The organism is Bacillus sp. B1-WWTP-T-0.5-Post-4 (genome assembly GCF_009183795.1).
Taxonomy (GTDB): Bacteria; Bacillota; Bacilli; order Bacillales; family Bacillaceae_G; genus Bacillus_A; species Bacillus_A cereus.
In genome coordinates, this window is record NZ_WEIJ01000001.1 from 219,856 (window position 1) to 236,298 (window position 16,443).

Sequence of the window (16,443 nt, forward strand, 5' to 3'; positions counted from 1 at the left end):
TTTCATAGCTCAATTTCTCTTTTCATACTGTAATATTATTCGTTACTCCAGAATATAAAAAGTCAGAATACTAAGAAATAAAAACTTTAGAATTTTCTTATTTTAAAACAGTAGACAAAATTCCAAAAATTATGTTAAAATTTGTTTCAATATCATATCGCTTGTTAAATTCCTTTCAAAAGGAAAATAGGTACACGAAAGTTTTGTTTCGTGTTTAAAAGGGAAGCTTGGTGAAACTCCAACACGGTCCCGCCACTGTAAATGCTGAGATTTCTTTTTGGTGCCACTGTGAAAACGGGAAGGTAAAAGAAATTATATGAAGCATAAGTCAGGAGACCTGCCTGTTTTAACAACACTGATAGATTCACGGATGATGATGAGGTGTTAAAACAAAAAGGAAGGCTTATTTTCTATGTCTTTGTACTTTTTGTTATAGGTATTTCCTAGTAAACGGAAATGCTTACTTTCAATTAGGGAGGAATTTAAAATGGCAATTCAAACAAGTAACTTAGGTTATCCACGTATCGGACTACAACGAGAGTGGAAAAAAACATTGGAAGCTTTTTGGTCCAATAAAATCGATGAAGAACAATTTTTAACAACAATGAAAGAAATTCGCCTTCAACACGTAAAAGTACAGCAAGAAAAAGGGATTGAACTCATTCCAATTGGCGACTTTACATATTATGATCACGTTTTGGATACTGCCTATATGCTAGGATTTATTCCATCACGTTTTTCTGAGTTTACATCTTACCTTGATGTATATTTCGCAATGGCGCGTGGCTCTAAAGATCACGTAGCTTCCGAAATGACAAAATGGTTTAACACAAACTATCACTATATCGTTCCTGAATATGAAGAGGGATTACAAATCTCTTTAAAAGATAATCGTCCACTTCGCTTATACGAAGAGGCAAAACAAGAATTAGGAGTAGATGGAAAGCCTGTTATTTTAGGACCATATACTTTCTTAAAATTAGCTAAAGGCTATACACAAGAACAATTTCCTACCATTTTAAAACAGTTAGTTGCACCTTACGTACAACTGCTTTCAGAACTACATACAGCTGGTGCACCAGCCATTCAAGTTGATGAACCGATTTTCGCTTCTTTAACTAAAAAAGAAGTTCAACAAGCAAAAGAAATTTATGAAGCTATTCGTAAAGAAGTTCCAAATGCGACTCTTCTTTTACAAACATATTTTGATAGCGTAGAAGAAAACTATGAAGAAATTATTACATTCCCGGTATCCGGTATTGGATTAGATTTCATTCATGGTAAAGAAGGTAATCTAAATGCTATTTCAAAATATGGATTCCCAGCTGATAAAACTTTAGCTGTCGGTTGTATAGATGGCCGTAACATTTGGAGAGCTGACCTTGATGAAGTTCTTGAGTTATTTACAACGTTACAAAAACAAGTCCAAACGAAAGATATCATCGTTCAGCCTTCTTGTAGCTTATTGCATACACCAATCGATAAAACAGAAGAAACTCACTTATCGACTGAGCTGTTTGATGCGTTAGCATTTGCAAATCAAAAATTAGAAGAGTTAGTTCTTATTCATTCCGCTCTCACTCAAGGTACAGAAAGCATTAGTAATGAGCTGGAAACATATCGAAACGTACATCATACAATTCGTTCATCTGCTGCACGTAACCGAGAAGATGTCAAAGCAGCACGAACAGCACTAAAAGAAGAAGATTTTTCACGTCCTCTTCCATTTGAAAAACGATACGAATTACAACAAGTTGCTCTAGAGTTACCGCTATTACCAACAACGACTATTGGTAGCTTCCCGCAAACAACTGAAGTTCGTCAAACGCGAAAAGAATGGCGTAACGGTGTTATTTCAAATGAACAATATGAACAATTTATTGAAAAAGAGACAGAAAAATGGATTCGTTACCAAGAAGAAATTGGGCTTGATGTCCTTGTACATGGTGAATTTGAAAGAACTGACATGGTCGAATATTTTGGTGAGCGTCTTGCTGGTTTCTCATTCACTAAAAACGGTTGGGTACAATCATACGGTTCCCGCTGCGTAAAACCACCTGTTATTTATGGTGATGTAGCCTTTATTAATGGCATGACTATTAAGGAAACAGTTTATGCGCAAAGCTTAACAGAGAAAGTTGTAAAAGGAATGTTAACCGGACCTGTTACAATTTTAAATTGGTCCTTCGTTCGAAATGATATTCCAAGAAAAGAAGTTTCGTATCAAATTGCACTAGCTCTTCGTCACGAAATTGAACTACTTGAATCTTCCGGAATTAGAGTAATCCAAGTCGATGAGCCCGCACTTCGTGAAGGAATGCCACTAAAAGAAAAAGATTGGGATGCTTATATTACATGGGCAGTACAATCCTTCCTTTTAGCAACTTCTTCTGTAGCAAATGAAACACAAATTCATACTCATATGTGTTACAGTAACTTCGAAGATATTGTTGACGCAATTCGCGCATTAGATGCAGATGTAATTTCTATCGAAACATCAAGAAGTCACGGAGAATTTATTGATACATTAAAACATACAACATATGAAAAAGGCATCGGCCTAGGTGTATATGATATTCATAGCCCACGTGTACCGAGTAAAGATGAAATGTATAAAATCGTAGAACAATCTTTAGAAGTATGTGATCCTAAATATTTCTGGATTAATCCTGATTGTGGTTTAAAAACGAGAAGAACAGAAGAAGTTATTCCAGCTTTAGAACATATGGTGCAAGCAGCGAAAGATGCTCGTTCCCTTTTAAAAACAAACGCATAACAAAAATGGGTTATCCTTTTCTCAGGATAACCCATTTTTTATTCTTTACTTTCAAAAAAGAATTCATATTGTATTTTATATAATTCATCATCCGTTGGCTCTTCAAGAGGAATTGCTTGTAATACAACTGTATACTCACCATTTGGAATAGGTATTTGAAATTTATTAGAAAGAATACTCGTTATAACGATACTTTCATTTTCAACTGTAAAAGGAACCGTAATCGTTCTAACTACTTCTTCTTTTTCAATATGTTTCCCTGGGGTCACTTTCACTTCACAAGTATAATCAGAAAGTGCTTCAAAAATAACAGTTCCATCTGCCTTAGCATAACCTCTTTCAAAATCTTCATCAGTCCAATCTACATAAGGCTGCTCACCGTCATAGTTCATCAACATTAATTGCGAATAAGAAATCGTTAACTCCATAGTTCCCCTTCTCCTTCATTATGAAATATACAACTACTACTTCACTTCAAATTTTACTCGCGTACCATCTGGGTATTTATCTAACTTATTCCCTACCCAAGAGCCTGCTCCACGGTTATCCGCCGGACTTATATATTCAATATGTGCTCCTTTTCCGCCTTCCTTGCACATCGCCATTGGCCATTCATCACGATCATACCCTTTTTTTGATGGATATGGTGCTAACGACAATTTCCTTCTATCTGCAGCACCACCACGATCGATTGTACAAACTTCTGAATGCCCTTCTTTTATAGCATCCGTAATATGTTTTCCTGTCTCTGGATAACGTTCTTTCGGAAATTCTAACACTTGATCATACGTATTCGTTTTCTTTACACTTGTTTCCTCTGGCACAAGTACTTCATAAACTGCTACTAAAATAGACAGAATTGCGATAATTGAAATGATAATACCTTTTAATTGCTTCATGTATACCTCCATGTTTCTACCAGTTTCTTTTCCTCCGTTATTATAACAAACTTCTCCTGTATATGTTTTCAGACATTATTTTAGTTATTCCTTGCCATTCCGCCAAAAATTTTCATTTTTTCACTAATGCTGTAGAAAACTAATAGCCTTCCGACATTCTTTTTCAAAGGAAGTCCTCATAAAAGATTGAAATGATATATACGATACTTTTTGGGGAGGAAATATGATGGAAGCTACCTATAAAACGAAAGATGTCACGAATAAAACAGGCATCCCAAAACATATAGTTCGCAAATATAGTCAACTGTTAGAGGAACATGGTTATATGATTTCCAAAACAGCTGATGCTCGTATTTATAAACTTGATGATTTAAAATTATTGAAATCTATACACGAAAGAGCTGCTACATTACAAGAAGATATTTCAGAAACGATACCGATTATTTTAAAAGAAAAAGAGGCCCCACCTGTACCAGTTATACAAGATAAGCAAGAGATACAAACGAAAGAAAAAGAAGATGGGCGTAACTTTGAGGAGTTCATGTTAAAACTTGAAATGCTAGCTCAATTAAATGAGGCAATTATTCATCAAAATTCTACTTTAATTACACAAAATCGTTTAAAGGATGAGAAACTAGACGAATTGATGCAACAAGTTTATGTAAAAGAAGGCTCTCAAGAAAAAATGCTTCAAGAGTTAGTCGATCACGCCGCTCAAACAGATGCACTGCAAAAAGAAAAGATGGACTTATTAATGAATCATATGTATAAACGAGAATCCAAACAGGAAGAAAAAATGAATAAACTTGTTAGTCAAATTTATAATAAAGACAGTAACCGTGATGCACAGCTTATGCAAGTTATTCGAGAAATTCAAGAAACAAAAAGAATGGTTGCTGCCTCAAAAGAGCAAAGCTTCTTTCAATCATTTAAAAGTTTATTTAGCCGAGCAAAACAAGAAAAAACAAATGAATAAACAATATAAAATAAAAAGTTACCTTTCATCGGTAACTTTTATTCCTTATTTTGTACAGCTGGTAATATAATAATTGCTTCAGTGCCTTTTCCACTTTCACTCTTATATTCCAATGTACCATTATGCGCTTGTAAAATACTAAATGTTACCATAAGTCCTAATCCTGTCCCTTTTTCTTTTAAAGAATAATATGGTTGCCCAAGCCTTGCTAACTGTTCTTTCGTCATACCAACACCACTATCTTTAACTCTTATTATGATTGTTTCATCTTTTTGAATAGCTGTTACTTTTAAATATCCTTTATTTCCTTGAATTGCTTCAATACCATTTTTAACAACATTCATAATAGCTTGCTTCAATTTTGTCTTATCACCAATCGTATAAAGACTTTCTGAAATTTCAACTTGTAAATATACACCTTGCATCGCTGCAAATGACGACATAAGAGTGGTCATTTCTATTAATTGGGCTGATAAACAAATGTGTTCTTTTTTCTCAATTTGCGGCCTTGCTAAATTTAAGTAATCTGAAATAATTTGTTCCGCCCGATCCAATTCAGCTAATACGAGACGCATATAATCCTTATTCTTCACATCTTCCGTACTTTCTAGCAATTGGATAAATCCACGAACAACAGTTAGTGGATTTCGAACTTCATGTGCCACACTTGCTGCTAACTCACTTACAATATTAAGCTTTTCTGATTTTTGCATCTCTGTACGTAGCAATGCATTTTCATTTAAATATTCAGTTAAATACACCTGGAATACCATTGTCATGACCATGATAAGCGAGGCAAATATAAATCCGCTATATATTTGCGAAATATACGGTGTAAATCCTGTTTCCAAAAGAACATTAATCATGCCTAATACTAAAGAAACAAGCACATAAAATGATGAAATCATAAATGCTAAAATTAATTTCTTATCCCTTGAAAAAAGAGACCATTTCTTTGATAAAAATAGCGGAACTATCAATAAAAATATTACTTCTAAAACTGGAAGAAAGCTCATTCCCTTTAGTAACCATTCGTATGCAACAAAAATAACCGCTGGGATTAAACCAACAATCCCACCATATAAAAAACCACTGACAATTGGAATGGGGTGAAAGTTATACCCACACACATTGCCAAAACAAATAGAGTATGTCATGGAGAGAACGAGCGTAACGCTAGATAAAAACATAATAAAGTAACGATTTGGCTTCGGAGGCATTTCTTGATAGCGATTTAAACGAATCGCTTCATATAAAAATAGTGGCAAAATTATGATGGCAATTTGAATCAATAAATCACGGATAAGCTCCATAACCTCTCATCCCCTATATGTATTTTGATATGATTATATCATTTTATAGGTGTATTTGTTTTAAAATTTTGATTTTTCTTAACATATTTGTTAATTCTTTGTTAACAACTCATAATAATTGTTACAGATTTTCGAAATGATTGTAAACCCTGTACCAAATTTCCTTCGTGCAGTATACAATGAATACGGATTACAAAGAAAATATAAAAATACTTTTTTAGACGGACAACTATAGCAAAATACAGCATATAATCCATACTATCTATGTTTACAAATAAGTGATCATTACTTTAGTAGGAGGAAGATAAATATGGCAGGTACTACGCTTGTTTTAAAAGAAGAAAATTTGGTTGTTCTAGAAAATGTTGAAAAATCAGTATATGAAGAGTTACAGCATAAAGCGGGAGAAGAAAACTGCACATGTGCTGTGAACGAATCAGTTGTTCACCTTGGCAAGGTATCCTCTGTACTCTGGAATGAAGATGAAATAGATTGGGAATACGGATATTAAAAAGTCGCTTATAGCGGCTTTTTTTCTCTTTTCTCTCTCTTTCTAAATAACATATACAAAGCGTAATCATAGAAAATATGATAAAATGAACTTAATTTTCAAACGGAAGAAAGGGAGATACAATGGAACAATTCATTAACCCTAGAGTGAAGGATATCCAAATTTCTGGAATCCGTCAATTCTCTAACATGATTCAAAACTATGATAATTTGATTTCTTTAACAATTGGACAACCCGATTTCCCTACACCTTCTCTCGTGAAAGAAGCGGCAAAACGGGCTATTACAGAAAACTATACAAGCTATACACATAACGCTGGTTTACTAGAATTACGTAAGGCAGCTTGTAACTTCGTAAAAGATAACTACGATTTACATTACTCACCTGAAAACGAAACCATCGTTACAATCGGTGCTAGCGAAGCAATTGATGTTGCATTCCGAACGATTTTAGAGCCAGGAACAGAAGTAATTTTACCTGCTCCTATTTATCCAGGTTACGAACCCATTATTCGATTATGCGGTGCAACGCCTATTTTTGTAGATGTTCGTGAAACTGGATTTCGTTTAACAGCTGAAGCGCTTAAAAATGCTATTACAGAAAAAACAAGATGTATCGTACTACCGTATCCTTCTAATCCAACTGGTGTAACTTTATCCACAGAAGAATTAAAAGATATTGTAGATGTTTTAAAAGATAAAAATATTTTCGTCCTTTCAGATGAAATTTATAGCGAGCTTGTATATGAACAAAAGCATACATCTATCGCACATTTCCCAGAAATGCGTGAAAAGACAATTGTCATTAACGGTTTATCTAAATCACATTCTATGACTGGCTGGCGTGTTGGACTTTTATTTGCACCAAGCTATTTAGCAGGACACATATTAAAAGTTCATCAATACAATGTAACGTGTGCTACTTCAATCGCTCAATACGCTGCAATTGAAGCATTAACAGCAGCTAAAGACGCACCAAAAATGATGCGCCACCAATATAAAAAACGCCGTGATTACGTATATAATAGACTCACTCAAATGGGATTAACAGTTGAAAAGCCAACAGGTGCATTTTACTTATTCCCATATGTTGGTCATTTGACATCTTCATCATTTGATTTTGCACTTGATCTTGTCAAAGAAGCGGGACTAGCTGTAGTTCCTGGAACAGCATTCTCTGAATACGGTGAAGGCTACCTTCGCTTGTCCTATGCGTATAGTATCGAAACTTTAAAAGAAGGCTGCGACCGATTAGAAGCCTTTCTAATGAAAAAAGCTAAGAGTTAAACTCTTAGCTTTTTTATGCATAATGATCACAAGTTTGACGTTTTAGTAATTTATGAGGAATAATGATACACTTTGCAGTGGATTCTGCATTCTCTACTTTATCAACTAAAGCTTTTGCTGCCTCATATCCTAGCTGATAAATATTTACATCAACTGTCGAAAGTGGAGGGCTCGCAATTTCTGATAATAAAGCATTATTAAAGCTTACAATAGAAACATCTTTCGGTACAACGAATCCTTTTTTAGAAAGAGCACTTAACACACCAAGTCCAATTAAGTCATCCGTTGCCATAATTGCCGTTGGCGGTTGCTGCAGTCCCATTAATTCCTCAACAGCTTGTTGACCACTTTCCCTCGAAAAATCAAAATGTAAAATATATTCTTTTGGTAATACAATGTCTGCTAATTTCAAGGCATCACTCATACCAGCTAAACGATCTCTCGTTACAAGTAAATCTGATCCACCACCAATGAACGCGATTTGCTTATGCCCTAATGAAATTAAATATTCTGCCACTTCTCTTGCAGCTGTATAATTGTCATTATCTACATATGTAATTTCATCTTTTCGATCATATGGTTTTCCTATTAAAACAAACGGGAAATTTTGTTCATGTAAATATTGAATAATCCGATCATTCTCCCTTGAATATAAAAGAATAATGCCACCAATTTGGCGTCCCTGTACCATCTTTACGACACCATTAAAAATTTCTTCTTCCGTTTCACCTGTCGACATGTAAAGCGCATAACCTTCTACGTGTGCAAATGAACTAATCCCTCTTATAACTTCTGGGAAAAATGGATTTTGAAAAGCTTTACTTGCAGAACTTGGCATAACAAGACCAAGTGTTTTCGTCGTTTGGTTCGCAAGATTTCTCGCATTTAAATTGGGATGATACCCTAATTCACTCATCACTTTCCTAACACGGCGCTTTGTCTTTTCACTTATACTTGGATTATCAGCAATTACACGAGAAACTGTTGATGGTGCCACATTCGCTTGCTTCGCCACATCTTTAATTGTAACTGTCATAAAAATCCCCCTCCTCTCATTTCTCTGCCATTTTTCATATATTTTATCTCGCACTCATTGCAAGTCATAAACTTTCATTTCTTATATCTTGCAAAACTAATCCTATTCTCCCTCTTCATGTATTGTAAGGGATATAGCTATTTTTTCCTATACTATAATATACTATTTATTTCACTTCTTTTCACATGTGATGTCAAATCTCTTTTCATCTCCCTATAAACTTATTTATAGGGAGATGAAAAGAAAAATGGGACGTAATGTCCCATTTTTCATCCTTTTGTACCTCCAGCTGTTAAACCAGAAATAAAGTATTTTTGTAGTGATAGGAATAAAATTGAAATTGGGATCGCAATTAACACAGAACCCGCTGCAAACGTTGTAAATTCATTACCGAATTTCTTCGCAACCATTTCATATAATCCAACTGCTAAAGTATAATTTTCTGGTGTTCGCAAAATAATACTCGCTAAAATGAAATCTGTAAATGGACCAATGAAAGTAAATAACGCTACAACCGCTACGATTGGCTTTGCAAGTGGCATAATGATTTGCCAAAAAATACGAAAATGCCCTGCTCCATCCATTCGAGCTGATTCATCTAGTTCTTTCGGAATCGTATCAAAATACCCTTTCATAAGCCATGTATTCATCGGAATAGCCCCGCCTACATAAATCAAAATTAATGCAAGGTGTGTATCAATTAATCCTGTTAATTGAGCTAATACGTATAAAGCAATTAACGCTGCAAAGTTTGGAATCATTTGCAGAATTAAGAATGTTAATAAACCATTTTTTCTTCCAACAAAACGATATCTCGAAAATGCATAAGCAGTAAAGCTAATTGCTAACACTGAGAAAATCATCGTTAAAACACTTACTTTTAATGTGTTTTTATACCATAGTAAGTAATTACTATTCTCTAGATCTAATAACTTACGATAATGATCTAACGTTGCATTTTGTGGAATAATACTTGATCCAGATAAACTATCACCCGGATTAAACGATGAGCCAATAATCCATAATAACGGATAGAAAATGATGGCACACATTACGAAAATAACTAAATAACTTAATGAGAGACGTAACATCTTCTGTCTTTTAATATTCATTTACATCATATCCTCTTCTTGGAATGATTTTGTTCTCTTAAATTGCCATAACGCAACTGTAATAACAATTAACGATAATATCATTGTAAGAGCTGCTGCTTTTCCATACTGCGCTGAAGTCATCGTTAACTTATAAATCCATGAAATTAAAATATCCGTTCCACCTGCGTCTTGTCCAGCTACAGCAGGACCTCCACCGTTAAATAGATAGATGATACTAAAGTTATTAAAGTTAAACGTATATTGCGTAATTAATATTGGTGCTGTTGCATATAACACAAGTGGCAATGTAATTTTGCGAAACTGTTGCCAAGCTGTCGCTCCATCTACTGTAGCCGCTTCATATAATTCTCCCGGAATCGATTGCAGTATACCTGTTGTCATCGCAAAGATAAACGGGAACCCAAGCCACGTTTGAATCATAATTAAAGCAATCTTCGCCCAAAATGGATCTGTCATCCAAGCAATCTTTTCAATTCCGAATAAAGCTAATACTTGATTGTTAATCGCTCCGAATGTTTCATTAAACATACCAGAGAAAACAAGAATAGATACGAATGCTGGAACCGCCCACGGTAAAATGAAGATTGTTCGAATAATCGCCTTTCCTTTAATACCGGGCTGATTTACGATAATCGCTAAGAAAATACCAAGTGCAACTTGTAATGTTGTTGCAACGAATGTCCAAATAACAGTCCAAGAGAATACACTTACAAATGTCTCTCTCCACATCGGTAAAGTGAAAATATCAATAAAGTTTTTAAAGCCCACCCAATCTACTAATTTAGCTGGAGGAGAATGATATAAATCATAGTTTGTAAATCCAATTAAAATTACGAAGATGATTGGAAATACAACCACAAAGATAAGTAGTAGAAAACCTGGTGAAACCATTAAATAAGGAAAACCTTGATCTAACAAATTACGGTATTGCTCTTTTACAGAATTTAACGGTGTTCCGCTATCACGTTTCTTTCCATTTTGGTATGCATCATATAAGTTAAATGCATATATGCCGAGCCCAAAAGCGATAACGATAAGGGCCAAGATTCCTTCTACTAATAGAAAGACAGAATGGTCACGTGGAACTTCTGTACCAAGCGTTACAATACCCCATAATCCCATATTTAATAAATCAGCAAAGGCTACAATAAATGAACCTGTTAATACTAGAAAAATAAGACCTTTTACAAATTGTTTATTATACATTTGGCCCACGCCTGGAATGATTGATAACATGGTTGCCATTTTCCTATGCTTTGAATGGTTTAACCCATTTGCTGGTTCCATAGATGTTTGCATGTTCCTTCCCCCTTTTTTCTTCCTACATGGAAGGGAGAGAATTCGTGCCTCTCATATTAGAGGCACGAATTTCACCTTATTTTTTCTTGTTATGATTTGCCTCAATATTACCTTTAATTTGTTTCACTGCACTATCAAGCGCCGCTTTTGGTGCCTCTTTATCTGTAACAACTAATTGAAGCGCATCTCCAGCTGGTTTCCAAACTTCTTGCATTTCTGGAATGTTTGGCATTGGAATTCCATTTTCAGATTGCGTTGCAACTGCTTTTGCAGCTTCGTTATCTTTAATAATTGGATCTTCCATTACTGATTTTACTGGAGGAATTTCTTTTGTTTTCTCAAATCGAATTTTTGCGTTTTCTTCATTTGTTACCCACTCAGTGAATTTTGTAGCTAAATCATTTTGTTTAGAGAAACTTGTTACATGCCATCCTTTAACCCCAACAAACGTTTTCATTGGTTGACCATTTGGTAATTTCGGCATTGGAGCAACGCCATAATCAATCCCGTTCTTTTCCATTGCTTGGAACGCCCATGGGCCATTCATGATAGAAGCTGCTTTTCCTTCATTGAATAGTCCATCAGCAGCAGGCCCACCTGATTCACCGATAATACCTTTTGGGAATAATTTTTCCTTGTACCATTTTTGAAGATATTCAGCACCTTGTACTGCTCCGCTATTATTTAATCCAACATCACTTGCATTTGGCTTTCCATCTTTTTCACCAAATACATAACCGCCCATACCTGCCATGAATGCATTAGCAAAGTAGAAGTTATCTCCTAATGCTAAAAATCCGTACTTGCCATCTTTCGTAAATTCTTTTGAGAAGTTAAACAGCTCGTCCATCGTTTCTGGCGCTTTTGGCATTAGTTTTTTATTGTAAATAAAGACTGGTGTCTCAATTGCTTTTGGTAAACCATATAATTTTCCATTATATGTCTGTGCTTCTATTGATGAATTAGTAAATTTACTCTTTACAGCATCATCTGCTTTCACTTCAGAAAGTAAACCTTCTGTTACTGCATTTCCGATTTGATCGTGTGGCAATGTTACAACATCTGGTCCAGTCCCCGCTGGCCCATCAAGGCGTAACTTCTTCACTTGATCTGTCATTTGCATTTCAACAACTTTTACTTTTACTTTATATTTTTCCTCAAAGCTTTTCACTGCTGGTTCTAAACCAACACCTTTTTTATCATCTTCCCAAACAAGAAGATCATAGTCTTTTTTCGCTTTACTTTCCTCTTTTTTCCCTGAATCTTTCGGCCCACATGCAGATAACATACCAATAGATAATGCTGAAACCGTTAATAATGATAATGCTTTCTTCATCCCAAAAACCTCCCTAAATTGTCTATGTACCTCAGTAACTGAAAACGTTTGCATTTAATAGTTTAATTGAAGCGCAAACAATATCTCAATCTATGAAAACGTTTGCGCTATTTGTCTATCATTATACATTCTTTTATTCATTTTGCAAATATTAATTTAAAAATTATGTCATTATACTCTTTATACATTGACTTTATATGAAATGAATACTACTCTTATAAGCAATATTAAAGCTACGAGAAAGGCAATCGTTTGCAATATAGGCTTTATTATTACACTTAAGGGAATACTATGTATAGAGATATTGAAGGGGGATTTTCTATATGTTTAAAGAAGCCATTTATCATAGGCCGAAAGATAATTATGCATACGCTTATGATGAACAAACAATTCACATCCGAGTACGTACTAAGAGAGATGATATTCAAAGCGCCGATCTTATTTACGGTGATCCTTACGAATGGAAAGACGGGAAATGGATATCAGCAAGTACACCCATGAAAAAAACGGGTTCTACTGCATTATTTGATTATTGGTCCATTTCAATCGAACCAAAATTTAAGCGCTTACGTTATGGGTTTGAATTAAAATCTGAAACAGACACTCTTATTTATGCAGAGCGAGGATTCTTTTCTAGCATTCCAAATGATGATGTTGGTAACTTTTTCTGTTTTCCATTTATTCATGCAGATGATGTATTCAAAGCACCATCTTGGATTAAAGACACCATTTGGTATCAGATTTTCCCTGAGCGATTCGCTAATGGCGATAGTACGCTGAATCCAGAAAACACCCTCCCTTGGGGAAGTGCGAATCCAACTCCAACTAACTTTTTCGGCGGAGATTTTTCTGGTGTTATTCAAAACCTTGATTACCTTGTTAAGCTTGGCATTTCCGGAATATATTTCACACCTATTTTCAAAGCTCATTCAAACCATAAATATGACACAATTGACTATATGGAAATTGACCCACAATTTGGGACGAAAGAAACTTTTAAAGAGCTCGTTGAAGAATGTCATAAGCACGGTATAAAAGTAATGCTCGATGCTGTGTTTAATCATAGTGGATACTTTTTCGAGAAATTTCAAGACGTACTAGAGAATGGTGAGAAGTCCGCATATAAAGAGTGGTTCCACATTCATGAATTTCCGATTATAACCGAACCACTTCCAAATTATGATACTTTCGCCTTTACACCGTATATGCCAAAATTAAATACAGCTCATCCAGATGTAAAAGAATACTTACTTGAAGTAGGACGTTATTGGGTACGAGAATTCAATATAGATGGCTGGCGCCTTGATGTCGCCAATGAAGTCGATCACAACTTTTGGAGAGAATTCCGAACTGAAATAAAGACACTAAATCCTGAAGTATATATTTTGGGAGAAATTTGGCACGATGCCCTTCCGTGGCTACAAGGCGATCAATTTGATGCTGTCATGAGCTATCCTGTTACAAACGCTCTACTTTCTTACTTTGCTAACGATTCCATTAAAGCAAGTGAATTCATGAAGCAAATTACAGAATCTCTACATTCCTACTCTATGAATGTAAATGAAGCAGCATTTCATTTATTAGACAGCCATGATACTCCAAGAATTTTAACAACATGCAACGGAGATAAAAATAAGTTGAAATTGCTCTATGTATTCCATCTTTCTTTCATCGGCTCTCCTTGTATTTATTACGGAGATGAAATTGGTATGGATGGCGGCATGGACCCTGATTGCCGTAAATGTATGATTTGGGATACTAAAGAACAAGATCATGCATTATTTACCCATATACAAACATTGATTTTATTACGGAAACAACATAAAGCATTTGGAGGACATGGTACTTTTCAATTCATCGAAGCAAATGATGAACATAATTATATTTCTTATACGAAAACATATGAGGATGAAACTATCTTTTTCGTTTTAAACCCTACTAATAGTGAAGTTACAGTTTCACTCCCTCTTCATGTTACTGGTAAGAAAATAATTAACATTTATACAAACGAAGAATTTTCAGCAGAAGCAAGTGTATTACAAGTTACACTTCCTCCATATGGATTCTCCATATTAAAATGGTAATCCAAAAAAGCCTTATGCCAAGTTTGAAGTGGCATAAGGCTTTTTCTTATTTCAATTTGAACACTATCGCTTCATACGGACGTAATGGAATGTTATCTATTGATCCGATTTCTACATCGTAATTGTGTATAAATAACTCTGATTCACTATAACTAATATCCTTAGGCATTTCAAATACACTTTCATCCGCAGTAAAGTTTGCAATGACAAGTAGTTTTTCATCTCCATATGTTCTTACATAAGCAAAAATAGAAGGGTCTTTATCTAATATTAAATCATATGATCCATACACAACTATTTCATTATTTTTGCGTAGTTCAATTAATTTCTTATAGTAATAAAAAATTGAACCTTCATCTTGGATTGCTTGTTTCACATTAATCTCTTTATAGTTAGGATTTACAGTAATCCAAGGTTCACCTTTTGTAAATCCAGCGTGATTCTGATCATTCCACTGCATCGGAGTTCTAGCATTATCACGACCCTTTATATAAATAGATTCCATTACTTTTTCTATATCTTCACCATGGTCTATCACTTTTTCTTTATACATATTTAACGTTTCAATATCTCGATATTCATCAATTGATTGGAATCGAACGTTCGTCATTCCGATTTCCTCTCCTTGATAAATATATGGCGTTCCTTTCATCATATGAAGAACTGTCGCTAACATTTTTGCTGATTCAATGCGATACATTCCATCATTACCAAAACGAGATACAACGCGAGGCTGATCATGATTATTCCAATAAAGGCTATTCCATCCGGTATGCTCTAATGCTTTTTGCCACTTTGTTAAATTCTCTTTTAAAGTAAGAAGTGAGCATGGTTTTACATCCCACTTTCCACCTTCTCCTGAATCTAAATCCATATGTTCAAATTGGAATACCATTTGCAATTCTTTTCGTTCTTCTCCAGTATACAATTTCGCTTCTTCTGTCGTTACACCAGGCATTTCACCAACCGTCATAATATCATAATGCGATAATACTTCCTCATTCATTTCATGTAAATATTTATGAATGTTTGGACCGTTCATAAAATGCTTATGACCTGAAACATACCCCTCTTCTTCTGTTTCAACAGCTGGTAATCCCTCTTCTTTAGAAATAAAATTAATAACATCCATACGGAAGCCATCAATTCCTTTTTCTAACCAAAACTTCATCATTTCATAAACATCTTGTCTTACCTTTTCATTATCCCAATTTAAATCTGGCTGTTTTTTAGAAAACAGATGTAAATAATATTCATCTGTCATTTCATCATACTGCCATGCTGATCCACTAAACGCTGCTCCCCAGTTATTCGGCTCTTTTCCTTCTTTTCCAGGGCGCCATATATAGTAATCTCTATATTTATTATCTTTTGATTTACGTGATTCAATAAACCAATTATGTTCATCCGAAGTATGATTAACAACTAAGTCCATCATAAGTTTCATATTACGTTCATGCATTTCATGTAATAGCTCATCCCAATCTTCCATTGTTCCGAACTCGTTCATAATTTTACAATAATCGCTTATATCATAACCATTATCATCATTTGGAGATTCATAGACTGGTGATAACCAAATCACATCAATCCCTAACTCTTTTAAGTAATCTAGCTTTGAAATAATCCCTTGAAGATCTCCTATACCATCACCATTACTATCCATAAAGCTACGAGGATAAATTTGATATACTACACTTTCTTTCCACCATTGTTTTTCCATTATGCTACCCCATTTCATTCATCATTCATTTTTCTCTTTTTTAAGGCGCAAACGTTTTCATTAATGAATGATAACAGATTCTATCTCAA

13 protein-coding genes and 1 riboswitch are annotated in these 16,443 nt (G+C 34.6%); of the genes, 5 read left to right on the forward strand and 8 right to left on the reverse strand.

The annotated features are described in order from the left end of the window. Nucleotides 1-171 precede the first annotated feature (171 nt). Nucleotides 172-359, forward strand: a riboswitch (cobalamin riboswitch). Between the two features lie 128 nt (nucleotides 360-487). Beyond that, nucleotides 488-2,776 (forward strand): 5-methyltetrahydropteroyltriglutamate--homocysteine S-methyltransferase, encoded by a 2,289-nt coding sequence (metE, locus tag GBN91_RS01155; protein ID WP_049106578.1) that lies wholly within the window; start codon nucleotides 488-490, stop codon nucleotides 2,774-2,776. A 38-nt stretch (nucleotides 2,777-2,814) separates the two neighbouring features. Here metE and comJ read toward each other — a convergent pair whose 3' ends face one another. Continuing rightward, entirely contained in the window at nucleotides 2,815-3,204 is a 390-nt protein-coding gene (gene comJ / locus GBN91_RS01160) for a competence protein ComJ (protein ID WP_000424030.1), read from the reverse strand. 36 nt (nucleotides 3,205-3,240) lie between these two features. Continuing rightward, nucleotides 3,241-3,675: a DNA-entry nuclease gene (gene nucA / locus GBN91_RS01165; RefSeq protein ID WP_000811494.1), complete on the reverse strand. Its 435-nt coding sequence runs from the start codon at nucleotides 3,673-3,675 to the stop codon at nucleotides 3,241-3,243. A gap of 226 nt (nucleotides 3,676-3,901) precedes the next feature. Between nucA and GBN91_RS01170 the strand changes: the two genes are divergently transcribed. After that, nucleotides 3,902-4,651 carry a DUF3967 domain-containing protein gene (locus GBN91_RS01170; protein WP_000388471.1) on the forward strand — a complete coding sequence of 250 codons (750 nt, stop codon included), beginning with the start codon at nucleotides 3,902-3,904 and terminating at the stop codon, nucleotides 4,649-4,651. A gap of 38 nt (nucleotides 4,652-4,689) precedes the next feature. On the opposite strand, the gene kinB is transcribed toward GBN91_RS01170, so the two are convergent. After that, on the reverse strand, nucleotides 4,690-5,964 hold the full coding sequence (kinB, locus tag GBN91_RS01175) for a sporulation sensor histidine kinase KinB (RefSeq protein WP_000420369.1): 1,275 nt from the start codon (nucleotides 5,962-5,964) through the stop codon (nucleotides 4,690-4,692). Nucleotides 5,965-6,274: 310 nt separating this feature from the next. On the opposite strand from kinB, the gene GBN91_RS01180 reads away from it, so the two are divergent. Next, nucleotides 6,275-6,475 carry a hypothetical protein gene (locus GBN91_RS01180; protein ID WP_000929280.1) on the forward strand — a complete coding sequence of 67 codons (201 nt, stop codon included), beginning with the start codon at nucleotides 6,275-6,277 and terminating at the stop codon, nucleotides 6,473-6,475. Between the two features lie 122 nt (nucleotides 6,476-6,597). Further along, a complete protein-coding gene (locus tag GBN91_RS01185; protein WP_000434578.1) occupies nucleotides 6,598-7,761 on the forward strand; it encodes an aminotransferase A in 1,164 nt (387 codons plus the stop codon). Between the two features lie 13 nt (nucleotides 7,762-7,774). On the opposite strand, the gene malR is transcribed toward GBN91_RS01185, so the two are convergent. The 4 genes from malR to GBN91_RS01205 all read right to left on the reverse strand — a co-directional run bounded on the left by malR (nucleotide 7,775) and on the right by GBN91_RS01205 (nucleotide 12,547). Then, nucleotides 7,775-8,797 (reverse strand): maltose operon transcriptional repressor MalR, encoded by a 1,023-nt coding sequence (malR, locus tag GBN91_RS01190; protein WP_000219053.1) that lies wholly within the window; start codon nucleotides 8,795-8,797, stop codon nucleotides 7,775-7,777. Between the two features lie 269 nt (nucleotides 8,798-9,066). Further along, nucleotides 9,067-9,909 (reverse strand): maltosaccharide ABC transporter permease MalD, encoded by an 843-nt coding sequence (malD, locus tag GBN91_RS01195; protein WP_001022608.1) that lies wholly within the window; start codon nucleotides 9,907-9,909, stop codon nucleotides 9,067-9,069. Continuing rightward, on the reverse strand, nucleotides 9,910-11,211 hold the full coding sequence (gene malC / locus GBN91_RS01200; protein ID WP_001194996.1) for a maltosaccharide ABC transporter permease MalC: 1,302 nt from the start codon (nucleotides 11,209-11,211) through the stop codon (nucleotides 9,910-9,912). Nucleotides 11,212-11,287: 76 nt separating this feature from the next. After that, entirely contained in the window at nucleotides 11,288-12,547 is a 1,260-nt protein-coding gene (locus GBN91_RS01205; RefSeq protein WP_000709923.1) for an extracellular solute-binding protein, read from the reverse strand. Nucleotides 12,548-12,870: 323 nt separating this feature from the next. Here GBN91_RS01205 and GBN91_RS01210 point away from each other — a divergent pair, with 323 nt between their 5' ends. Continuing rightward, a complete protein-coding gene (locus GBN91_RS01210) occupies nucleotides 12,871-14,631 on the forward strand; it encodes an alpha-glycosidase (protein ID WP_000471782.1) in 1,761 nt (586 codons plus the stop codon). A gap of 46 nt (nucleotides 14,632-14,677) precedes the next feature. Here GBN91_RS01210 and malL read toward each other — a convergent pair whose 3' ends face one another. Beyond that, complete coding sequence (malL, locus tag GBN91_RS01215; RefSeq protein ID WP_152121209.1) at nucleotides 14,678-16,354, reverse strand: oligo-1,6-glucosidase; 1,677 nt, start codon at nucleotides 16,352-16,354, stop codon at nucleotides 14,678-14,680. Nucleotides 16,355-16,443 lie beyond the last annotated feature (89 nt).